A 21741-nucleotide genomic window follows, 5' to 3' on the forward strand; every position below is an offset into this window, starting at 1 on the left:
GAATGTCACAATACCAAAGACTATGACGATCTCCCAAGATGCTCGCGTGCAAGGTACCATGGTCGTCGGTGGCAAGGGGGGATCAATCGGTATTGTCTCAAGTGATAATAAGCGAACAAGCTACTTGACGACAGATTCAAATGGCAATTTATTTATGGTTCCCGATCGAGCAAACTCGGGTGGAGGTTTCCGTAACTACACGTTTGCTTATAATAACCTCCCAACAGCAGCGCAAGGAACGCAGTTTTATTGCTCAGACTGCTACTCTCAGCTCAGGCCCGCATCCAATACAGATTTAGGTCTTATAGTTACGTGGAATGGGAGCCAGTGGATTGATGGAGTTGGTATGCGTGTCCAACATTAAATTTTGAAAATTCAAATAAGTCTAATCTGGATGGTTCGAAAAACCCTCTGGTTTTAACCTTTCTGTGTGTTTCCATTCTCCCTGGGTTGATTGGGAGATGATATGAAGCAATTCGGTTTCTTTTGATGTTGAAGAGAGACTTGCTCGGTTGAGTGAGCTTGGCGATCAACTCGAAGCGTTTTCCCGGACTGTAGATTTTAAAGTGTTCCATCCTAATCTGAACAAAGCTCTGGCGTATTCGGACGGAAGCAAGGGCGGACGAGACAATCTTCGCAACGGAGCTCGCCATCCCGTTCTTTGATTACAAACTCTATATTTCTATCGCCCGGAAGTTTCGGCTGATCCGCAAATGGAAGGCGACGCATGTCGCCGCCAGACTGGGCGAAGGCCTGCTAAATAAAACCAATACGGCCTCAGCAGTCTGGGCGGAGCCATTCAGGCTCCCATCAATGTATTGACGGAAGCCTGAATGGCGGAGGGAGACACGGCCTACCACTCAGAGGTCAATGAGGACTTCATGGAAAAAGAGGGGGTTGTCTCGAAGGTCAACAGGGAAAACCGCACCTCAAACCTATGCCCCGACATATTGGGTAATGTAAATTATTATACACACAATAAGTTAACTGAATATTTTCTTTATATTAAATCTTCTTTCTAAATCCATAACCTCTTCCGAAGAAAATGTTTCTCCTTTTTCAGAAATCCAAAGACCAGAAAAATAAGTGAGCACATAGTCATATTTCATGTTATCAGTCCTTTATGATAAGAATTTATATGCACTGTAATAAATGATCTTCACTAGGCAAACATAGCATTACAAATATCTGCCATACAATAGTTTTATCAAACTGCTGTAATGGGACCGGGATAGGCTTGTACAAGCGGATCATGGGTCAAAAGAAGTAATCCTTCTACTGTCGCCTGGGCCACGAGGATGCGATCAAAGGGATCCCGATGCACATCAGGAAGCTGCCCGACCGCAATGGCATGCTGACCGGTGACGGGTAGTTCCTCATAGCCGTTTTCGATCAGGCCACGTCGCAGCAGATGGGGATCGATCTGGAAGTCTGCACGTCCCAGTCCTGCCTTGATGGTGATTTCCCACAGGCTGGCAGCACTGAACACCAGAGCATTGTCCTGATCTTCCATCAGGGATCTTGCACGCACGGACAGCCTGTCCGGCTCTCCGGCAGCCCAGAGCAGGAGATGGGTGTCCAAAAGCAGCTTCATGCCGGACCGTCGAACAGAGAGATGACCTCGTCTTGGCCCATGCGATCAAAGTCCTCCGGGACCCGGATCTGTCCGGCCAGAAACCCCAGACGACGCTTCTGTGTCTCTTCGGGCGCAGTAATCGGACTGACACGCACCATGGGCCGACCGGCTTTGGCAATGATGAAGCTTTCGCCCTTCATGGCGGCCTCGATCAGCCGAGACAGATGGGTTTTGGCTTCGTGAATATTGACCGTCCGCATGACAGAACCTTTCTCCTTCGCACCAGACTAACTTAGTTTTTCGAGTTTAGTTTATCAAGACGGCAGCGCCTCAAAGCACAACGCTCTCTCGGCTCCTGCAGCCGTCCTGCACGAACGGTGCAATGGTCTATGAAGACCTTACTTTTTACGTCACGAAAACAACACGTTTCAGTCTCTCGAAAGCCTCTCAAAAGGCCTTCTTCTGTCACGTTAAGACACGTCTCAGTCTCTTCTGAGACCCTCTTGTGGCACGCCAAAGACACGCATAGGGTGTCTACGGGTGAAACCATGTCATCATGCGCATGATGATCCGTCCAACACCCCAAGAGGGTGTGTCCAGAACGGACACACAGGAGTTGAAACCGGGACATGTCAAAAGCACTTGCAGCCCTCAAGACGCAGCATCCCTTTCGGGCTCCCCGGGCCACGGCAACACCGATCTATCGTTGGCTCTATCAAAACCATGATGCCATCGCAGAACTGCGCGAGGGGCGCCGTGTTACCTGGAAAATGATCCTCACAGCAGCTCAGGACGATGGCATTGATGTTGCGTGCACAGAGGCTGTCGCCAACACGATCCGTAAAAAATGGTCCCGGATTGTGAGTGAACGGGCCCGCCAGAAGGCCGATACCACACCCAACCCGCCTGCAGAGACTGTCAGCCCTGCCCCCAGCCGTCTGCCTGCAAACTGGCAGCCGGAGGAGGTCAAACAGCAGTATGCCGAGCGTGAAGATGCAGAAAGAGTGCCCCCGGTCAGAGCGCCTCGAACTATTGTCACCTCACCAGACCCAACCAGACGTCGCCCCGGGTTTCCGCCGCGTCGGCGACTGCCCGTAGAAGATGACGAAAGCATTCCTCAGCTTGGTCGGGAGTCCATTTCCCGTATTCTGGACCGAAAACATGCGGAGAAAGAAAAACGATACTGGCTTACGCCAGACTGATGTCACCGCTTGAACACTGAGTTGTTCAAATCTCGACAACGAGTGCGTCGTCAAATCCCGGAACAGAGAACAGGGGTCCGGCCGGGTTGGCGAGGACCCGGGTCCCACTGGCATGACGGTGCTCTTGCCGGGTATGGATATGGCCGTGGATCCACAGAGCAATCCGGAAGCGCTCCATCAGGCCGGACAGATCAGAGGCGAACAGCCCGGCTCCTGACTGACGGCGCAGGCTTTCCGGCAGACACGCTGCCAGAGGCGCATGATGGGTGACCACCACGACCGGCAGCCCGGACGACGTCTCTGACAGACACTGCTCAAGCCGGGCACGGTGAGCATGATGCAGGGCCGCTTCATCGCCATGCGTGATACAGCCCTCACCAGACGGCCGCAGAACCCCTTCCCCTGTTGTCTGGTGCGGATCCACTGGCACAGGAGCCAGAGCCCCATCCGCCCAGAGGGTGAGGCCTGTGAACCGGATCCCGGCCAGCACGACCTCTGTTCCGTCCAGGAGGTGAACTGTTGTTCCGGCTATCGCCTGTCTCAGACGCTCCTGCGCCCGGTCCGGGGTCATCCCCCAGGCTTCATGGTTACCGGCGACGAACATAGCCGGACGGCCACCCGCCAGACGGTTGAGCGTTGCCACGGCTTTTTCTGGTTCGCCCCGCCAGAGATCACCTGCCGCCACCAGCACATCGAACTCCGGGCGGATTGGATCATAGCCATCCGGAAACGGTACAGCCTCAAGATGGAGATCAGACAGAACCCACAGGCGGATCACAGCTCTGGCCCACGTCTGTTCAGGGTTACTGATTTTGTCCGGTTTTAGCCGTGTCAGGCGTCTTGTCCGTTCCCCACTGGCTCACATCATGGGCTGCTTTCCTGGTCCAGACAGCAGTGTCATGCGCCGCGTCTTTCGTTCCGGCTTTTGTGGCCTTCCAGCCTTTTTCACTTTCCCGGCCGGTCCAGTGTGCGGCTTTGGTTGTGCCGTCCTTTGTGGCATCCCATCCTTTGACGCTTTCCTTCTTGGTCCAGCGGGTCGCATCAGAGGCATCCTGACGCACGGTGGTCCAGGACTGCCGGACGCTGCGGCACAGATCGGTTTCACAGGGTTTCTCAGAGGTCTCAGCCGCCAGAGCGGCAGAAGACAGAGTCATGCCGGCCAGAAGCATGGCAGACGACGTACGGAACCGGATCGACATCAGGAAACTCCCTGTTTGTGAAAGAGATCAGAGTGACACTCTGCCATGCTTCGGACAAGGACCGCTTCAGACCCGGCTGGTAAAGCGGTCTCCGGCTTCGACAGGCCGCACAAGAATGTCGGCTTCGCGTTGATAGATGTCAGAGCGCAGAAAGCGCACCTCCTCTTCAACCTCTTCAGGTGGTCTGTCGATGAACCAGGCTTTGGGTCGCCCGTCAGAACCATCGTTCCAGCGGTAGCCACGAGCCTTGAGCGTATCCTTGAGCTCAAAGGGCGCATATTCGGCCCACAGACGCGTCCAGACTGTTCTGGCCCGTCCCAGTAGGAGAGAGAGGGCGGAGCGGTTCTCCGGGAAGCCTGTGTGGCCCAGAAGGGCAATGGCAGCGTGACAGTCATCCACGGCACGATGCCCGTCAAAGAAAAATCCGGCCTGGAGACCCAGATGCCCCAGTTTGCGTCCTGCAAAGCCTGCCTGATCCCAAGGAACGTCTTCCATGGAACAGGCCCAGGGTTTGTTCACAAAGGCCGGGCAGAAGCGTTCGAGAAAAGAACGGTCAAACGCTGCGTTATGAGCAATTACCAGACTGGCATCCGGGGCGAAGGCCGCCACCTCGTCGGGTGAGACGGTCTGTCCAGCCAGGCGTTCGGGTGTCAGTCCTGTCAGATCCTGAACAAAGGCGGGGACGGGAATGGCAGGTTCCCGCAGTCGGCTGAAGGCTGGCAGGGTTCCTAGGAGAAGGCCATCGATGCGGTAGATGAACGGGACCATGCCGATTTCGATGATTTCGTCCTGACGGGGATCAAGGCCGGTGGTCTCCAGATCGACGAACAGACCGGTCCGTAGTCCCCGGCCCTCGGGTTTATGGCCCAGAACGGAAGGACGCAGGCGTCTCAGAACCCGGTAATTTTCTGAAGCCTCCAGGCGATCAGCCAGAGCTTCTAAAGCACGGTCAGAAGGGAGCGAGTTATCCACAGGCATTTGGGTTTCAAATAGTTTTAAATGTTTTAAATAGTTTTAGCTCAAAAAAGCTGTAAATTCTTCTTTTATTTCAAACTCTTAGAGAATTTACTGGCCCCCAATGTACGGGATCTGGCCCCCAATGTACGGGATCTGGCCCCCAATGTACGGGATCTGGCCCCCAATGTACGGTTTGTTCACATACATGCGTCTGTTTTTGCCTTGTTGGGAATGGAAAAGGTTGCTTCTATCTTGTGTCATAGGTGCAGATTCGAATTGCCCGTACATTAGGGGCTAGCATTGTTCTCCATCCGGATGGAGGAATTTCTATAAGTCATAACTAATAATGGCCCTGAGTTTCCTAGTTCTTCTTCAATGTTATATTCCGGCAAATTATTAGAATTAATAATTTTCCTCAAATTTTCAGTAAATTTTTTCAAAGTTCCAGAACTACCGCTTCGATCATAAATTGTTTGGAATGACCACTTTGCTTCGGTCTTCCCCGCCGCGCGGCGGGCTAATCTATAAACAAAACGACCTATACCAGGATCTATTAAAAAATAATCTGGGTGTACAGTTAAAACTTCAGGGTTTTTCCCATCGGTTATTTCTCTATACATCCAATCAGCTAATTCTATTTCTATATGCTCTGGTTTTCCTGTGTCGCTTTTTATAATTTTATATCGACTAATAAGTGGCTCTCCTTCATCTACAGTTATCGTTTTGCCGTTACTATTTTTTTTAATGCGCTGAACTGCAACGTGTGTTGTGTTTAGTCTGACGCACGTTTCGACCAAGTCATCTTTTTGTTTGCCACCATCAGAGCGGCGGCAAAAACGCAAAACATCAGCAACATGCGGACGAAAAATCCGGCTAGGGCGTTCGGCTTTTCCTTCGCGGAAACGGTTCATTTGTTCGGTAAGATGCGAGACTGCCATAAGAACTAAATCGTAGTCCCAGACTGAAGCCATACCAGCAGCGCCTCCAGAAACTGTCACATGACCATCTGATAGCTCATAATGAATGACCTCGCCCGCACGGCGATCTCGTTTAGATAAGCGAAAGACCGCCACATCCATAATGCTACGAGAGTCCTTCGTACCTACATCATAAAGGGTCGGTACAAAAAAATCTGTTTGGCTTTCTGCTTTTGGAGCTTTGCGAATGGACATCTTATTGTCTCTCTTACCCCATAGTTTCATTCATAAAACTTAAATACGATTATAAGTTTTTACTGATTTCCGTATTTCTTTAAAAGCAGTTCACGCACTTCGTCGGCAATTTTTGTCCCACGCATAGCGCAAGACGATTTAATCATTCGATGTAAGCTAGCTGGAACATCAATCGTCAGTCGCTTCATTGCCTCAGGTTCATCTGAATTTTTTCGAGTTTCGACCCAGGCATCAGCTGATGGCGAAATTGCTTTGTTCGTAGGCTTCATGCCGATTTGGACTTTTTTTGCGCTCATTTGGTGAATCCCATCAACTCGTCTTTAACAGCATCTACTTCTATGGCAGCGGGACTCTGCGGATCTATTTCGTGCACTGATTTTCCCTGAGCCGCAGCCTCAGCGAAAATCACACGCTGAGTAATGCTCGATGTGAAAACCGGAACCGAATATGATGAAAGAGCCTCTTTTACATCTCGGCCTATAGCCGTTTTTGCGATTTTACGATTAACCACAAAAGCAGATTTAAGTTTTTCTTTATAGATTCCAGCTTCCTCAATGAGTTTAACAACTTCATCAGCCGCCCAAATATCATAGGGAGATGGCTGTACAGGGATTAAAATGAGATCTGATGCCATGATAGCGCTGCGTGCTAAATCAGTGACACGGGGGGGCCCATCAATAATGATATGATCGTAATCTTTTCCGATCTGACCTATCTCTTTGTGCACGGTAGCTCTCGGCAACCCTACCACTGAAAAAAGTGGTTTCCCTTCACGAGCAGCGGCCCAATCTAAGGCGCTACCTTGAGGATCAACATCGAGAAGGAGTACGCGAGCACCGGCATGCGCGAGACTTGCCGCCAAATTAACACTTAAGGTTGTTTTTCCAACCCCGCCTTTTTGATTCAGAAGACCAATTATCATACTGATTTCCTTTTTAAAGTTTTTACGATTAATCGTAAAAATGTGCAATCGTATTTGATGTAATAATTTTATACGATTTTTAGACTTATCCTAGTTCCACAATTTCCTGGCAATAGTCTGCTCCTCGTCGCCGGAGGCGTTGGCGTAGATGGCGGTGGTAGAGAGCTGGGCATGGCCGAGCCATTTCTGCACGAGATTGAGCGGAATGCCGGTGGAGACGGCCGCCACGCCAAAGGCATGCCGCAGACCTTTGGGGGACGCGGCCGGTCCGGACAGACCAGCCTCGGTCATGACCCGGTGCACCATCCGCCAGCCGGTCATCCGGGCCACCGGCCACAGACGCAGAAAACGGCCCCGGTCCCGACGCGCCTGCGCTTCGCGGACGCCGTGCACCAGATCAAGGGCTTCGAGCAGGGCAGGGGGAACAGGGACGGCTCTGTAAATCCCGTCCTGACGTTTCTTCAGACTTTCGAACACCAGCACACCGCTGGCCAGATCCACCCGGTCGGCGGTCAGGGCCAGGGCCTCGGACAGACGGCACCCCGACCAGGCCAGGGTCATGGCGAGGGTACGGACATCGCGCGGCGCCCGCTCGGCCGCTTTCAGGAAAGCGGTGCGCTCGGAGACGGTCAGATATTTCCGCGCGCCCGAAGGATCAAACAGCTGCATCCCCGCCTGCGGCGCCACGCCGCCGCCAGACGGCGTCTTCCTGCTAAACCCCCGAGCTGCAGGAGCCTGAGGCTCCTGCCGGGAGCGCGAGGGCAGCGCCCTCGTTTTCACCGTCACATCGCTTGCTGTCATCAGTCCATATCCTCTCGATAGCCCCGACGCTGCTTTACCCGCATCCACCGCATCAGCTCTTTCTGAGCGGCAACCGGATCGCCAAAACGCTCCCGCCGCTCCTGACCGGTGGTCCCCAGACGCCCCCAGGAGCGGACAAGGACAGTGCCGCCAAAGAGATCATCCTGCAGGGTCAGACGGTAGAACCGCCAGCAGTTGGTCGCCGGATCAATCCGCTGCAGACGGGCGCTCTCGGGGAAGAGGCTGAACTGGCGGGGCGGGGCCGTTTGCGGAGCTTTGGGCATTAGATCCCGAAAAGTGTAACAGGTCCGGATCCGAACCGTCAGGGGCTTTTTCTCCAGGGATACGGGTTTTCGGGGCTTTTCGGCAGATCGTGAGAGCGGGACGGGAAGGCGTGATCCGGTCGGATCTGGGACCGGAAGGCACAGGATGTTACACTATAGATAATAGTGTAACATCCCAACCCTCCCTGCGGGAGGCTTCGGTAACGTACACTCATATAACGTAACACCCTGCGGGTGGTATACACCGAAAGAGAGTTTTTTATTCCCGGCTTTTACTGAAGAGAGTTGCCAACTGTGCAATAGGTTCTCCCAGTTCGGTAGGCAGCAAAAACCAGGTGGCATGGCCCGTGGAAACGGGGTGACCCAGATCGGAAGGATTATCGATCTCGCCATTCCAACGAATGCCAATACGTTCTTCTCCATCGTAGTGCATTCGAGCTGGGCTCAGGACCTGTTAATTTCTTGAACTAAGCATGGTGTTGTGATTCAGAGGTTTACCGATGGAGGGTACGCCTGTGAGTGAAGTGTTTTTGCTGCCTGAGCACCAGAGGGAACGGATCAGGCCGTAATTCCCGCTGGCGCATGGGGTTCCGCGTGTGGATGACCGTCGTGTTCTGAGCGGAATTGTTTACGTGATCCGCAACGGCCTTCAGTGGAAAGACGCCCCAAAAGCGTATGGCCCGCATAAGACTTTATACAATCGCTTTATTCGGTGGAGCCGCCTGGGTGTCTTTGACCGGATCTTCGTCGCGCTGACAGAGCAGACTGGCCGTTCGAAGCGTCTAATGATTGATGCGACACATTTGAAAGCACACAGAACAGCAGCTTCCCTGCTTAAAAGGGGGCTTTTCCCCGCCATATCGGACGGACAAAAGGCGGCCTGAACTCAAAACTCCATGCCGCGTGTGATGGTCAGGGCCGTCCGGTCCGGCTGCATCTGACAGCAGGGCAGGTCAGCGATTTCAAAGGCGCAGACCTGCTTCTGGCAGATCTCCCCGACGAGACAGAAGAAGTCATCGGGGACAGAGGCTATGACAGCAATAAAATCAGACAGTCTCTCGCAGACCGGAATATTACAGCCTGTATTCCGCCAAAGAAGAGCCGGAAATCAAAGCCACCTTACGACTGGCATCTGTATAAAAAGCGCCACCTCATCGAAAACATGTTCGCAAAAATCAAAGACTGGCGACGTGTTGCGACCAGATACGCCCGGTGCGCACACACTTTCATGTCCGCAATCCACATCGCCGCAAGCTTCATCTTCTATCTCAAGGAATGAGTCCTGAGCCTAAAGAGCTTTTTAGAAGCCTTAATCTTGTTTCGTTTGGATAATAATATCCTCAAGCATCGGGAGTCTTTTATCTGTGATTAGGCGTTTGAGTGTGTGAATAACCTGAGCTCCGGTAATCAAACGGGTACATTCAAATTGCCTCTCAGTCCCTTTATGCCGTGGGCACCAGAGAAAATCGTGATGATCAAACTGATGCTTCGAGTCATTCCAGCAGGAATTGCAGGTATGCCAATTGATGATGCGGTAAGGGGTAGCGAACTCGTTGTTCGGATGCGTAAAACCGGAAATCATCACAACCGGCGTCCCTGCCGCATGCGCCAGCCATGCCAGACCGCTGGAAAGGCCAATAAAAAAACTTGCATGCTTCAACCAGCGTGCTCGCTCCGACAAAGGCCGGTTCCCTGTCTCATCCTCAGCTCCATGAGGAATATGATTGTACACATACCCCGTCCCATGAAACGTCTTCTGATCAATACAGATCACGCGATATCCTGAAGCCTTCAGAAACGCGATGACCTCCTGCCAACCTGCCGGATTGTTCCAGTATTTGCACTGCGTACTGGCCTGCGTAGCAATAACAACATAGGGCCCCTCGATGGGAGGCGTATCGCCATCCTGAATCATGATGGGTGGCGGGCAGTCATCCCAAGGATCGACCCCCAAAATATAAGCCGCTGTCCGATGTAGGCCCACATGGCGAAAATCCGTGGGCTGACGCGAAAATTCAGCGTCCGTAAAGAACAGACCAATATTGTAGCTGGCGTAGAACCTAGCCGTAAAATCCTTATTCGCCTTTGCTTCATCATGACCAACAAGCATGATGTTCGAGTTTGCCGCCTTGACGAGTGGCAAGATTACGTCTGCAACAGAACATGTGACTTTGGCACCACTTTCCTGCGCCAGTCGCAGAACCGCAGGCAACCAGGCAATGGTATCGCCAAGCGTTCCAACAGGAAGCTGAACAAGAACGGGCTTTCCTTCCAGGGATAACTCATGGTGCAGCACGTCTTCGCGTGCTCCATCCGGCTTTTCCAGCCAGACATCAATTAGAAAGGGTACGAAAAACTTCTTGGTCGAAGCCACCATGCCGCCCTTGAGACGAGCATCGAACAGAATGTTTCCCGTAGCATAGTCCGACAACCTGACGTGCCACTGACCAATCTCAGAGGCAATTTCAGGCACCATGACCCGCGCACCGTCATTGAAGTCGAAGCGCACGCCCTGAGCGCCCTCAAGGACCGGAACAGGAGAAATAGCAAGATAGGGAGATTTCGTTTCTATATCGGTAACAGGAGAAGTCACCGAAACCTCTTCTGTCGGGGCTGGAATAGAAGCTACATCAGACATTAGTAAATAAGTCCCGGAAATATCTCTACACACTGCAAAACAATAATCGCTTTTATTGCTTATACAACAGGATTGTGATAATAATTTTATTTTTATAACTAATAAATTACGTGAAAAATAATAGTTTAATTTAAATTGAACTATTATTGCATAATTCATTTCTACTATAATGAAATAAATATCAACTTTATGTGATATATAATTATGTCTAAACAATTCAGTTGTGGAGTTGGAAAAATCCTGTCTAGGTTTGTATCTTACAATGTCAACGTAAGGTTGGAAGAAACATGACTACTACCAATGTATCTTCAGGACAGGTTTTATCTGACATAACTGTAACAAGCGGAAATACTTATAATGTATCCAAAGGAGGAATTGCTAATAACTTCTCCGTATCATCAGGTGGAGTAATTAGAGCTGGGCAAGGAGGAGTTTCATTTGGTGGTGGAACATTAAATTCTACAATAATTAATTCATCAGGAATTGTATATGTAGCTCAAAACGGAATTGCAAACAGCACCACCATTAATAGTAGCGGTCTACTTTATCTGGATAATGGAGGAAGTGCTAATTTAACAACAGTATCTTCAGGTGGATTAATAAATGTAAATAGTTCTTATGGAACGGGATCCATAGTAACTAGCACAACGGTTATGTCCGGAGGAACAGAAATTGTATCCGGAGGAACAGCTTCAAGTAGTGTTGTTTCTTCGGGAGGGCAGGCTACACTATATAATGGTGCATCTACCATAAGTAGCATTGTATATGGCAATGAGACGTTATCTAGCGGCGCAAAAGGATATAATGATAAATCTTATTCAGATGGAAGTATCATTATATCAAATGGTGCGACTGAATATGCCTCTGGTTCAGGAGGAACTGCATCCGGAATTAATGTAAAATCAGGTGGAAATATTAACGTTATAAGTGGAGGAACAAATTCTTCAGCTATCATATCAGGAGGAGGAAAAGAAACAGTAAGCTCAGGATCTTATGATTATAATACTATTATTCAGGGAGATAGTACAGGATCAGCAACATACTTTATTTCAAGAGGGGGAATTGGATACGGACTAACTGTAAATTCAGGAGGTACAGCCAGGGTTGGTCAAGGAGGAGTTTCATTTGGTGGTGGAACACTAAACTCTACGACAATTAATTCGTCTGGATCAGTGTATGTAGCCCAATATGGGAATGTTAATAGTACTATTGTTAATAACAATGGTCTACTTTATTTGGATAATGGAGGAAGTGCTAATTTAACAACAGTATCTTCAGGTGGATTAATAAATGTAAATAGTTCTTATGGAACTGGATCCATTGTAACTAGCACAACGGTTATGTCCGGAGGAACAGAAATTGTATCCGGAGGAACAGCTTCAAGTAGCATTGTTTCTTCGGGAGGGCAGGCTACACTATATAATGGTGCATCTACCATAAGTAGCATTGTATATGGCAATGAGACGTTATCTAACGGCGCAAAAGGATATAATGATAAATCTTATTCAGATGGAAGTATCATAATATCAAATGGTGCAACTGAATATGCCTCTGGTTCAGGAGGAACTGCATCCGGAATTAATGTAAAATCAGGTGGAAGTCTTTATGTAATGAGTTCCGGAACAGTTTCCGGAGCTGTTATATCTAGTGGAGGTAATTTTAGAGACGGTTTATATTCGGGTCAAATGTCGTCTTCAGGAGCCTTTTTAGGAAAAGATATTGATGTTACAATAGAATCTGGAGCGTCTGCTACTATTTATAACGGTGCAGTCTCTATTAGCGCGCAGATCATGTCTGGTGCATATATAGATGTTGGGTATGGCCAGGCAGGAAATAAAACATCAACTAATCAAAGTATATTTTCTGGAGCTACTATTTTTTCTGGCGGAAGCGCACAAATAGAAAATACTATAACCACCTCAGATGTCGTGTTATCTGGTGGAACTATGAATGTAGTTGGATCTTCCGCAGATATTATATCTACGTTAATACTAAATTCAGGAAAAGAAATAATAAAGTCTGGAAATGTAGCTTCCAACAATATTGTTTCTTCAGGAGGAAGTTTATTAGCTTCAAATGGATCTGTAGTATCGTCTAGAAATATATACTCCGGAGGTACGGAGATAATATCTTCTGGGGCAAAATCTTATAATGATTCTATAAATAGCGGTGGTGTAGAGATAGTATCGTCTGGCGGTATTTCTAGTAACTCTGTCATCAATGATGGAGGAATGGCATCCATTTCTAGTGTATCATCGCTTGTCAATGCAACTCTCAATTATATGGGGTCGATAGATTTTTCCTTTCTCCAGGGCAGCATAACCTATGCTGGAGTTAGTAACTCTGGACTTCTTACCGTAACAACGTCTACTCAAACGGTAAAATTGCAATTATCAGGATCGTATCCAAGTGATGATACTTTTATCATCTCCGGAGATACTGTTACATTGGTTTGCTATCTACCTGGGACACTTATTCGAACTCCGCATGGAGAAGTCCCTGTAGAATCTTTGGATATAGGTGATGAGGTAGTTACTTTTAATTGGGAAACACAAAGTGAAGTAATTCGTCCACTAACGTGGGTAGGTTATCAAAAGAGCAAATTACAGCCTAATCTTCCAGAAGATCAAGCTGGATATCCGGTTCGGATTTTGAAAAATTCAATCTCTGACAATACGCCGCATAAAGATCTTCTTGTTACACCAGAACATTGCTTGTTTTTTAACGGAAAATTTATTCCAGCTCGTATGTTAGTTAACGGACAAAGTATTTTCTACGATAGAAGCGTAACTTCTTATAATTTCTATCATATAGAAACAGAAGAACACTCTGTTATTTGGGCTGATGGAATGTTGTCCGAGTCGTATTTAGATACTGGCAATAGACGCTACTTCTCTAACAGAGAAAATATTATTAATATCACTAATAAAAATCAAGATTGGAATATAGATTCTGCTGCAGCTCTAGATGTTTCTAGAGATACAGTCGAATATATATATAATAAAATTGTTAGTAGAGCTGAAGATCTAAAGATAGTTAAAAACCAAAAACCAAAAAACATTGTGAAAAATCATGAAATGTATTTGATAACTAATTCTGGGTCCAAGTTGAACCCAATCCGAAATACAAATAGTTTCGTAACATTCCGGCTTCCAAAAGATACTACTTCTGTACGGATTGTTTCTAGATCAAGTAGGCCATGCGACGTTATTGGACCATTCGTAGATGATCGCCGTAACTTAGGAGTTTTAATTGGGAAAATTATATCTTTTGAAAGTGACGAAACTATAAATATTACACAACATCTTACCAACAGCGATTTAAAAGGATGGCATAATATAGAATCAACCGATATGAGATGGACAAATGGTGATGCTACTATCCATTTCGATAGAAAAAAAATAATGAAAAACGAAACGATAATCTCTATCCAGGTAATATCTTCAGGGCCATATCTGAAAGATGAAATTATTGTTGAAAATATTTCAATAGCTTCTTAATTCATAAAAAGGGTCATATTGGTTTCATATTCAATATGACCCCTAACTTAGGAAATTCTTCTATGGAAAAAGATCAATTCGCACGCTACTTTGAATCTAACACTGATAATAATTTTGTAGCTGTAGCAGAGGCTTTCAATATTGATATAAAAGTAATTATTTTTCTAAATCTAGTAAGGCTTGTTCCATCTAGAAATAATAAAGTTGATTATTACCAGTCGTCATTTTTTTCAATAGGAAATACAATAGAAGAGGCGTTGGATAATATGGTTTTCAATATAAAAAAAGAAAACCCAAAACAAGCCACTGAAGAGGAGATTAATATTATTGGCGATATATCTAATAAAAAAGAACCTATATGGAAATTTATATCTAAAGAGAACTTAGAAATTAATTTAACCAATCATTAATTAGTTTAATTATATAACTGCAACTATAGTGCTAGCACTACTTTGGTAGAAGTATGATTTTTAGGATTCCCATGGGGCTGATTGCGTGATTCATGGGGAGCCAGCTTTGACGGAGGCTGGCATTGGAAGAAGACTGGCAAGCGGATCTTGAGCAATGGCTCGTCCCGTACCTGGAAGGTCTTGGTAACAAGACACGGCGTAAAATGTGCCCGGCCTTTATCGAAGGCCTGATCGGGCCAGGAGATCGCAAGAGCATCCAGCCTATGGCCATGCGTTCGGATGCGGCCCCCTATGACCGGCTACATCATTTCATCGGAGCGGGGCTGTGGGACAAGGCCCCACTGGAAGCGACCTGGAGGGATCGAAGAACCCTTGATTGATACGCTTGGCTGATGATTTCAGGCATTTAGCGATTTGATTGGCGACTTTGGGGTTCGTTTTTGATTTGCGCTTTGAGTAGATCGAGTGCTGCCGCCTGCTGGATGGCTATGCCTTCGCGCTGATCTGCTCCAGGAAGAGGAAGCGGCACATGTTGTAGACGATATTGGCCAGCCCGATCCTCATGGTGGCCCGGGTAATGCCGACCGTTCGGACGAACAACCCGGTCTGCGATTTCTGATCGGCAAAGACATGCTCGACGCGGGATCGGGTCACCGACTTCCCTGCATTGGACCGCTGGATATGCCGCGGCATGGGTTTGAGATGCGGCTTCTTCCTGTGTGAACCTTTGAGACAAAGCCCTGCCTTTCCATGAAGTCCTCATTGGCTTTTGAGCGATAGGCCGTGTCTGCCCAGACGTTTGATGCCGTATTGGTTTTATCCAGCAGCGCCTCTCTCAATCGCGCACCATCACTGGCAGCGGCATCTGTGGTCTTCCATTTCCGGATAAAACGGAACTTCCGGTCGATGGCGACATGGGATTTGTAGCCATCGACCGGGATAGCGAGATCCGTTGCGGGCACACTCCCGTCATCCTGCCGCTTTGCTTCCGTGAACTTCAGCGTCCAGCGCGCATGGCGATCCTTGTGGGACAATTTGGATGGCTTGTCCTGCCAGTCTTCAGGGATACGCCCTGCCCAGAAGTCGGCTTTCTCAGTGTTGGTATTGCGCTGCTCTGGAGCGGCTACCAATGCTGCATCCAGGATCTGGCCCGACATCGGCAGATAGCCCGCGTTCCGCAGGGTCGCGTCAAATCGGTCAAACAGTCTTTCAATGACCCCCTCCTGGGTCAGGTGTTCACGGAACAGCCAGACCGTTTTAGCATCAGGTACCCGGTCCGACAGCCCCAGACCAAGGAAACGCATGAAGGAGAGGCGATCGTTGATGAGATACTCCGTCCGTTCATCGGACAGATTGTTCAGCGTCTGGATCACCAGGATCTTGAACATCAGCACCGGATCAAACGGCGGTCGCCCGCCCTTACTCCCATCTGAATCAGGGCGAAACACTTCAGTCCGGGAAAACGCTTCGAGCTGATCACCAAGCCCGCTCAGCCGAGCAAGCCGCTCTTCAACATCAAAGAAACCGGACTGCTTCATCTTCCATCCCATCGTCGTATGATGAACGATGGAATTAGACAGGGCCTCATAACCAGAGAGTTTTTCGAAACCTCCACCCTCTGGTTCAAAATTCAGCGGAACCGCTATAGCTCAGTTTCTTTATTTAAACGCTGAGTGGATTGTGTCTTTGCATCCAAGAAACATTTGAAAGAATATGCATTGCTCTCCACAGTGCAAAGTCTTCTGGAAGCTGGAGGGATACAGCTGCAGCAAATATATCAGCGGTTTTATAGGGATCAGTTATTGGATAGAGAGACGACGGGGCTGAGACATAATCAAGTGTCCGGAAGAGGTTCGAAATATCTGCGGGTAACGGTTCAAGAATTGACTTCATCTCGAGCTTTTCCCACTCTTGCAGACGCGAGCGATTGCCTGCCATTGTGTCTTTGAGATTATCGCTCTTCAAGAAGCATGTCAGAAGTCCGGTGATTGGATTTCTAAAACCGACCCGATTATCATCACATCGCTCTAACTTAAAGCTTAAAACGGTTGAGACACGCGGATCATGTGAAGTAAAAAGCGGCTGAATCATATCAGGTGTCGTCAGAAAGATCATATTGGGCCACAATGTAGCAGCAATCGCTAGGAGCGGCTCTACGCGTGGATCTGCTGCCGGATTATTCACGTGGCATAGACGCCCTGTGCCCTTTTCATAACAGAGCGTTGTGTCATGAACCGTCTGGAATATGTGAGCTGAAAAACGATTATGCGCCCATGCTGCTAGCGAGTTTCTAGCACTAGCCGGAGGCGCTACTAGTCTATGATTTTCAACGGTCTCGTTGAGTAGTGCCAGATTGACCTGCTGCTGGATCCGATGAAGCCCAACCATCATAGGGTCTGTCTGCTCCGGAAGGGTGGGATCATAATGATCATTGCGATCACAATGGATAAACAAACCCATTCCAATTCCGGCCTCTCGAATATCGACACGCCGCTGCATTTTCTCGATGTAATGCTGCGCGCTACGGATCACGTAGTGATGGACACGTGCAACATCCCACTGCGCTAAAGTCTTGGTACGGTCAGGATGCTCATCCTTCCACGAGACAGGCTGATGGTCCGTGGTCACATAAGGCCCGTTCACCTGAAACCTATGCGGGTTAATATAGACCGGATCTGTCTGCTTCGGCCGAACAAAGCTTTTGGTCGTATAATTATATTCAAAATCGGGTTCTGAACGCGTTGTGTAATTCTCAAATACGATTGGCGTCGGGGGCTTGATGACATGCCCTCCACTGCCAAAGCAACACCAATTTAGGGCAACACCATTAGCGCCAGGCTATTGACTCAAAAATTCAGCCACGGAGGATCCGTCTCGAATATCCAAGTATTCATCGGAATCAAGAAAAAGTAACCAATCGAACTCTTCGCGGAAACGCTCGAGCGCATCGATGTAGGTGCGCTGCTGCCTGATATTGAATTGATCGGCGTCAGCGGCACGCAACGTGCGCACATCGAAGACCTTCGCAGCTTCATGAATGACTTCCCACGTCCCATCTGTAGAGTAGTCGTCATAAATAATGACTGTGCTAAACCCACAATAAGCGTGCCAAGCGATCCAAGATGCGATGTCCTCGACCTCGTTTTTCACAAAAAGAACAACACCTGTTTTCAGCACGAAACGGTCCTTTATAACGGGTGACTGAGTTGGTTGATCTGGTACTCAGGGGGCAGGCGATGATCCTACATGACATTCCATAAAAGGCCTGGAACACCACGAGATATCTCTTCTTGGACCGACGGCGACGCCTGATAAAAGACGCGTAGGAACGTTTCGCGATCGGGCGCTTGCGGCATAGATTTAAGCCAATTAATAATTCTACTGACTGAGAAGTCGCGATCTGCAAAGAATCCTGAAATGGTATTTGCGGTCGTGGAAAGCTGTTCCTCAATTAGGATTGGCTCAAGAAATTCCCATTCATCTGCAGATCTACGGTTCGCTTCCACCAAGTTCGACCCTGAGCTCGGGTCCTGACAGGACAGATAGAGATTACTGATGGGGTTACGCAATCCAATCCGCCCATCCGACCGTTTATGACAACGATAGACGAGGCTCCGCATCAGTCTCTCATCCATGGAAATCTTTAAAGGACCAATGAACCCAGGAATAAATAAGATTATAAGATGAGGGGTCGAGGAGTGCTTGCTTCCAAGCACTTCGAGAAAGCCATGGCGTTCTGCAACATCGGGTGTTGTGTGCAGAAGACGTGACTCAGATGGAATATAGTAAATGCGCGTTTTGAAGAACGTTTCAAAGCGATAGATCAACACGCGCTCAGGATGGGAATCATTATCCTCGGTATTTGCGTGCTCATGAAAACTTACGTCCACAAAAAATGTGGAGGCAGAACGCAATTTCTCAATTGCATGATCGAGTGCTGTCTCATAGATCGGCAGAAGCAACGCTTCGGTTCTTGGAACGAGCTTTAACGGCTCTTCATCAAGAACATCATTGCGATCAAAATGCTTTAGGTACCCGTCGGAGTCACTGAGATCAACATTTAAGCGCCTTTTAATACGCTGAATGTAATGCTCTAGGCTTCTACAAATATAATGTAAAACAAACCCATCATTCCAGTCAATTTCTTGTACAGAATTAGCAGACAATACTGGAACGCCATTCGGACGCACATAGCGCTGTGTCGAAACGTCAAACCAATGCGGGTTATGATATTTATTTCCCATTTTTTCAGGACGGACAAAACTTTTAACCAGTACATTATCATTAAGCTCTGGTGTGGAATGCCTTGGAAACGCGGCAACTGTGAGTGCATGTGGACGCACGACGCGCCCTGATGTGCCATGAATCCGCCAAGAAAAAGCTATTCCGTCTGCATGGTCGAAGTTTGCAAGATAAGTCTGCAGTGTTTCGTGATAGCGTAGGTAAATATACTCATCCCCATCAAGAAAACCGATCCAATCGAACTGTCCGCGAGCTTGTTGGGCTGCGTCCATGAATGCATCGCGTTGTCGCAGGTAAAAGTCAGGCTGCTCGATCGGGTTCGTGCGAGTTAGTCTAATATCGTAGCATTTGGCAGCAGCTTGCAGGATCTCATAAGTCCCGTCGGACGAATGATCTTCATAGATGAAGAATGTCGATACGCCCCACGCAGCATGCCAAGCAATCCAACCAGCGATATCTGAGTATTCATTTTTAACGAACAAAGCGAGAGCAACGCGGGGCCGCATAAAGTTATCCTCTGACCACAACAACATTTTTAATGTTAGCAGATACACCGACATCGACAAGGATCAGGGTAAGCGTCAAAACGCTTGTACGGAAAATACTTATGAACTGATCGAGAATTTAAGTTGACAGATCATATAAAACAGGATATCTATATTTATGTTATTATAACATTTTTATAATAAAATCACAAAATATTAAAATGGAAAACAGCATGTACTTTCGCTTGTTCGTTTTCACGTGCCTAATCGCTTTGCCTTGGGTTACAAAGGCGCAAAGTGCGTTGGCAGTTCAAGATGCCTCAGGTCAATATCAGGCTGCACAAGTAGCGAGCTTCGTTAATTTCACCGATCCGAGTCCGATCCGAGCGTATAAAGGGTCGGATAATCAGTGGCATAAGGTACAACCCATTGTACCTATTTGCGGGCTGGACGCAAAAAATTCTCCACTTGCCTGTAACTTTTTGGACGCAAGGAAACTCGGGGCCGCTAATGGCTTGGCTTCACTAGACGGTAGTGGGCATCTGCCTGAAGAAGAGCTAGGTTCAATCGATAATGCCCGAGTTCAAGGAGCGTCGCTAAGTTCGACCGTGTCCGCAATATCGGCGCAAATACTTGGCAGGGTAAGCACTGGGCAGGACGTTCTTTCTGCGTTGCAGGCTACCCCAGTTAATTCAATCGAAGCATTTAATCCGGCCGACTCAGCATTCGGTCGACATTATATTATTTCCGGCGGTCATTCGGCAAACGATTTCGTTGGCGAGAAACATAACTGCCGCACTATTAGTGGTGGTGACGAAGGCGGAGCCTGCTTCCAGTTTATCAATGCCAGCGGCGGATCTTGGACCCATCGCAGCGGATCCGGTGACATGGATGGGGTCAATATGGAAGTCGACTCCTATTCTTCCTCCCCCATAGACGTCATTGGCGGAGGGACGCCATCAGCGGATGGCGTAAATTATCAAATAACGTTTGGTTCAAATTTCGTCAAAATAACCCCGGCGCTATCGGCCAAAGAGCTTGCTCTATTCCGCAATAGAATGTCCATAACAACAAATATCGCAAATGGCATGTCTAGCGTCGAAAGCAACGATTATAGCGGAATCGACAATGTAGACATGCCAAATTACTATCATGGATATGTTTCCAACATTGAAAACGATAGCACGTCATCAACCATCACCATCGAATCTTATTACTACCCTGGAGCATCTTTCCCAGGCTCAATCCAAGCGCAGTATATCTGGCGTACTATGGCTAACCCATCGCCATATCCTTACCCTGGAACACAGAACTGGACACAAACAACAGCCCAACCAACATCTAGCGGCTCTACAACGATCATTTTAACGGGCGCAATCTCCCCGCCTCAAGCGCAAAATGGTCAAAATGCCTGTGCCGACTGGTCTTGTACCCTTTCAAACGCGTCCCTGCATTCAGGAACAACTGTCTCGTCTGCGTCGTATAATTCGTCAAACAATACCACGACCCTAAATATCTCTGCACCAACGACGGCCGCAATAAGTTCTGGCACAACTATATCGTTCTCTGTGGAAGATGCAAAAGGCGGAAACAGTTTTGCACCGGGTAACATGAAGGGCGATCAGATTGACAATCAAATTACCTATCAGTCACCAGTGACAAATAGCGCCGTCAAGAACTCAAATTTTCACTCTTATACTTCTCCAGCAATCTTCTTAGGGCAGTCCGTAAAAGACTTTAATGAATATCACCTTCAAGCTGATTACCAGCCTAAGGACGGCATTACACGCGCACATGACAACGAATATGATTTCTGGATGAATGGCGCAGATCACGACGGACAGCTAGAAAGTCGCGGTTTGAGCTTGGTATGGCAGGGACAGCACCGTCTTGCCACAGGTTCATGGATGATGAGACTAGCGGGCTTCAACCTTCAGCCAACGGGCCTTTACGTCGATGGCGTGACGAATGGCGGTTTAGAGTTCCGAAGTGATACGGGCTTGTTTGCATTCAAGCAGACTACGCAGGAAGCAAAAAACATCGGTACTGTAACGCCCAGCATGATGATGGGTAGCGTCGGATCCTCTTCTCATTACGGACAGTTGGGCTGGTATGCCTCAGAAGACGGCCCTCAGAACGGTTCATTCCATCTAGGCCTTCTCAGCAGCCAGACGCCGTCCCTTGCTTACAATGTCGACCCGCTCTGCCGTTCGACAGACGTACAGCATGAGGAGTATGCGTGCACGCAGGCCGGGCAACTTGTTTTTGATCCTGCAGGATACATGAACGGTATCGCTCTGGGCATCGGGCAAGGAGTAAATTTTAATCCAGGACTCATTGTAGATAGCAATGC

General features: G+C 48.2%; 21 protein-coding genes and 3 pseudogenes. 8 read left to right on the forward strand and 16 right to left on the reverse strand.

Annotated features, from left to right (window positions below; all coding sequences use genetic code 11):
* Positions 1-364 (forward strand): hypothetical protein (locus tag GCE01_RS17035; protein ID WP_211516791.1); only part of this gene is annotated, 364 nt, incomplete at its 5' end.
* Positions 365-466: 102 nt separating this feature from the next.
* Positions 467-952, forward strand: a pseudogene (locus GCE01_RS17465) (hypothetical protein); the annotation flags it as partial.
* A 255-nt stretch (positions 953-1207) separates the two neighbouring features.
* On the opposite strand, the gene GCE01_RS15600 reads toward GCE01_RS17465, so the two are convergent.
* Positions 1208-1594, reverse strand: a complete 387-nt coding sequence (locus tag GCE01_RS15600; protein WP_099213584.1) for a type II toxin-antitoxin system VapC family toxin — start codon at positions 1592-1594, stop codon at positions 1208-1210.
* A complete protein-coding gene (locus tag GCE01_RS15605; protein ID WP_063905745.1) occupies positions 1591-1836 on the reverse strand; it encodes a type II toxin-antitoxin system Phd/YefM family antitoxin in 246 nt (81 codons plus the stop codon). Before GCE01_RS15605 ends, GCE01_RS15600 begins: the two co-directional genes overlap by 4 nt.
* 369 nt (positions 1837-2205) lie before the next feature.
* Here GCE01_RS15605 and GCE01_RS15610 point away from each other — a divergent pair, with 369 nt between their 5' ends.
* A complete protein-coding gene (locus tag GCE01_RS15610) occupies positions 2206-2778 on the forward strand; it encodes a hypothetical protein (RefSeq protein WP_099213585.1) in 573 nt (190 codons plus the stop codon).
* Between the two features lie 25 nt (positions 2779-2803).
* Here GCE01_RS15610 and GCE01_RS15615 read toward each other — a convergent pair whose 3' ends face one another.
* From GCE01_RS15615 to GCE01_RS16915, 9 genes are all read right to left on the reverse strand, one after another.
* On the reverse strand, positions 2804-3556 hold the full coding sequence (locus GCE01_RS15615) for a metallophosphoesterase (RefSeq protein ID WP_099213586.1): 753 nt from the start codon (positions 3554-3556) through the stop codon (positions 2804-2806).
* Positions 3557-3581: 25 nt separating this feature from the next.
* Complete coding sequence (locus GCE01_RS15620) at positions 3582-3977, reverse strand: hypothetical protein (RefSeq protein ID WP_086633660.1); 396 nt, start codon at positions 3975-3977, stop codon at positions 3582-3584.
* Positions 3978-4043: 66 nt separating this feature from the next.
* Positions 4044-4955 (reverse strand): 3'-5' exonuclease, encoded by a 912-nt coding sequence (locus GCE01_RS15625; protein ID WP_099213587.1) that lies wholly within the window; start codon positions 4953-4955, stop codon positions 4044-4046.
* A gap of 266 nt (positions 4956-5221) precedes the next feature.
* Positions 5222-6106: a replication initiator protein A gene (locus GCE01_RS15635; RefSeq protein ID WP_244591276.1), complete on the reverse strand. Its 885-nt coding sequence runs from the start codon at positions 6104-6106 to the stop codon at positions 5222-5224.
* Positions 6107-6165: 59 nt separating this feature from the next.
* Positions 6166-6402 carry a hypothetical protein gene (locus GCE01_RS15640; RefSeq protein ID WP_099213590.1) on the reverse strand — a complete coding sequence of 79 codons (237 nt, stop codon included), beginning with the start codon at positions 6400-6402 and terminating at the stop codon, positions 6166-6168.
* Positions 6399-7028, reverse strand: coding sequence for a ParA family partition ATPase (gene parA, locus GCE01_RS15645; RefSeq protein WP_099213591.1), 630 nt, complete (start codon positions 7026-7028; stop codon positions 6399-6401). Before parA ends, GCE01_RS15640 begins: the two co-directional genes overlap by 4 nt.
* 90 nt (positions 7029-7118) lie before the next feature.
* Positions 7119-7697 (reverse strand): tyrosine-type recombinase/integrase, encoded by a 579-nt coding sequence (locus GCE01_RS15650; protein ID WP_306310152.1) that lies wholly within the window; start codon positions 7695-7697, stop codon positions 7119-7121.
* A 131-nt stretch (positions 7698-7828) separates the two neighbouring features.
* The gene (locus GCE01_RS15655) at positions 7829-8113 is read right to left on the reverse strand and encodes a WGR domain-containing protein (protein ID WP_099213592.1); all 285 of its coding nucleotides are present in this window, start codon (positions 8111-8113) and stop codon (positions 7829-7831) included.
* A 259-nt stretch (positions 8114-8372) separates the two neighbouring features.
* A complete protein-coding gene (locus tag GCE01_RS16915; RefSeq protein WP_167386183.1) occupies positions 8373-8546 on the reverse strand; it encodes a hypothetical protein in 174 nt (57 codons plus the stop codon).
* Between the two features lie 142 nt (positions 8547-8688).
* Here GCE01_RS16915 and GCE01_RS15660 point away from each other — a divergent pair.
* A protein-coding gene (locus tag GCE01_RS15660; RefSeq protein WP_244591278.1) for an IS5 family transposase occupies positions 8689-9392 on the forward strand; the annotation gives its coding sequence in 2 pieces (ribosomal slippage) (positions 8689-8962 and positions 8962-9392; 705 coding nt in all).
* A 30-nt stretch (positions 9393-9422) separates the two neighbouring features.
* Here GCE01_RS15660 and GCE01_RS15665 read toward each other — a convergent pair.
* A complete protein-coding gene (locus GCE01_RS15665; protein ID WP_167386187.1) occupies positions 9423-10751 on the reverse strand; it encodes an autotransporter strand-loop-strand O-heptosyltransferase in 1329 nt (442 codons plus the stop codon).
* A gap of 287 nt (positions 10752-11038) precedes the next feature.
* On the opposite strand from GCE01_RS15665, the gene GCE01_RS15670 reads away from it, so the two are divergent.
* The 3 genes and pseudogenes from GCE01_RS15670 to GCE01_RS15680 form a co-directional block, all read left to right on the forward strand.
* Entirely contained in the window at positions 11039-14251 is a 3213-nt protein-coding gene (locus tag GCE01_RS15670) for a Hint domain-containing protein (RefSeq protein ID WP_099213593.1), read from the forward strand.
* A gap of 62 nt (positions 14252-14313) precedes the next feature.
* Positions 14314-14661: a hypothetical protein gene (locus GCE01_RS15675; protein ID WP_099213594.1), complete on the forward strand. Its 348-nt coding sequence runs from the start codon at positions 14314-14316 to the stop codon at positions 14659-14661.
* Between the two features lie 122 nt (positions 14662-14783).
* A pseudogene (locus tag GCE01_RS15680) lies at positions 14784-15011 on the forward strand (transposase); the annotation flags it as partial.
* 136 nt (positions 15012-15147) lie between these two features.
* On the opposite strand, the pseudogene GCE01_RS15685 reads toward GCE01_RS15680, so the two are convergent.
* The 4 genes and pseudogenes from GCE01_RS15685 to GCE01_RS15700 form a co-directional block, all read right to left on the reverse strand.
* Positions 15148-16199 (reverse strand): annotated as a pseudogene (locus GCE01_RS15685) (transposase).
* A 124-nt stretch (positions 16200-16323) separates the two neighbouring features.
* Entirely contained in the window at positions 16324-17289 is a 966-nt protein-coding gene (locus tag GCE01_RS15690; RefSeq protein ID WP_145995818.1) for a hypothetical protein, read from the reverse strand.
* A 210-nt stretch (positions 17290-17499) separates the two neighbouring features.
* Positions 17500-17838 (reverse strand): glycosyltransferase family 2 protein, encoded by a 339-nt coding sequence (locus GCE01_RS15695; protein WP_167386184.1) that lies wholly within the window; start codon positions 17836-17838, stop codon positions 17500-17502.
* A 65-nt stretch (positions 17839-17903) separates the two neighbouring features.
* Positions 17904-19409 (reverse strand): glycosyltransferase family 2 protein, encoded by a 1506-nt coding sequence (locus GCE01_RS15700; RefSeq protein ID WP_167386185.1) that lies wholly within the window; start codon positions 19407-19409, stop codon positions 17904-17906.
* A 281-nt stretch (positions 19410-19690) separates the two neighbouring features.
* Here GCE01_RS15700 and GCE01_RS15705 point away from each other — a divergent pair.
* Positions 19691-21741 (forward strand): hypothetical protein (locus GCE01_RS15705; RefSeq protein WP_167386186.1); only part of this gene is annotated, 2051 nt, incomplete at its 3' end.

The sequence above is a fragment of the Gluconobacter cerinus genome (assembly GCF_002723935.1).
Taxonomy (GTDB): domain Bacteria; phylum Pseudomonadota; class Alphaproteobacteria; order Acetobacterales; family Acetobacteraceae; genus Gluconobacter; species Gluconobacter cerinus.

What these genes read in the sequence shown, in the direction of transcription:
- GCE01_RS15610 (WP_099213585.1), top strand. Translation starts at nt 2,206, where the DNA reads ATGTCAAAAGCACTTGCAGCCCTCAAGACGCAGCATCCCTTTCGGGCT.
- GCE01_RS15655 (WP_099213592.1), bottom strand. Translation starts at nt 8,113, where the DNA reads ATGCCCAAAGCTCCGCAAACGGCCCCGCCCCGCCAGTTCAGCCTCTTC.
- GCE01_RS15625 (WP_099213587.1), bottom strand. Translation starts at nt 4,955, where the DNA reads ATGCCTGTGGATAACTCGCTCCCTTCTGACCGTGCTTTAGAAGCTCTG.
- GCE01_RS15640 (WP_099213590.1), bottom strand. Translation starts at nt 6,402, where the DNA reads ATGAGCGCAAAAAAAGTCCAAATCGGCATGAAGCCTACGAACAAAGCA.
- parA (WP_099213591.1), bottom strand. Translation starts at nt 7,028, where the DNA reads ATGATAATTGGTCTTCTGAATCAAAAAGGCGGGGTTGGAAAAACAACC.
- GCE01_RS15665 (WP_167386187.1), bottom strand. Translation starts at nt 10,751, where the DNA reads ATGTCTGATGTAGCTTCTATTCCAGCCCCGACAGAAGAGGTTTCGGTG.
- GCE01_RS15675 (WP_099213594.1), top strand. Translation starts at nt 14,314, where the DNA reads ATGGAAAAAGATCAATTCGCACGCTACTTTGAATCTAACACTGATAAT.
- GCE01_RS16915 (WP_167386183.1), bottom strand. Translation starts at nt 8,546, where the DNA reads ATGCACTACGATGGAGAAGAACGTATTGGCATTCGTTGGAATGGCGAG.
- GCE01_RS15670 (WP_099213593.1), top strand. Translation starts at nt 11,039, where the DNA reads ATGACTACTACCAATGTATCTTCAGGACAGGTTTTATCTGACATAACT.
- GCE01_RS15620 (WP_086633660.1), bottom strand. Translation starts at nt 3,977, where the DNA reads ATGTCGATCCGGTTCCGTACGTCGTCTGCCATGCTTCTGGCCGGCATG.
- GCE01_RS15600 (WP_099213584.1), bottom strand. Translation starts at nt 1,594, where the DNA reads ATGAAGCTGCTTTTGGACACCCATCTCCTGCTCTGGGCTGCCGGAGAG.
- GCE01_RS15650 (WP_306310152.1), bottom strand. Translation starts at nt 7,697, where the DNA reads ATGCAGCTGTTTGATCCTTCGGGCGCGCGGAAATATCTGACCGTCTCC.
- GCE01_RS15635 (WP_244591276.1), bottom strand. Translation starts at nt 6,106, where the DNA reads ATGTCCATTCGCAAAGCTCCAAAAGCAGAAAGCCAAACAGATTTTTTT.
- GCE01_RS15700 (WP_167386185.1), bottom strand. Translation starts at nt 19,409, where the DNA reads ATGCGGCCCCGCGTTGCTCTCGCTTTGTTCGTTAAAAATGAATACTCA.
- GCE01_RS15605 (WP_063905745.1), bottom strand. Translation starts at nt 1,836, where the DNA reads ATGCGGACGGTCAATATTCACGAAGCCAAAACCCATCTGTCTCGGCTG.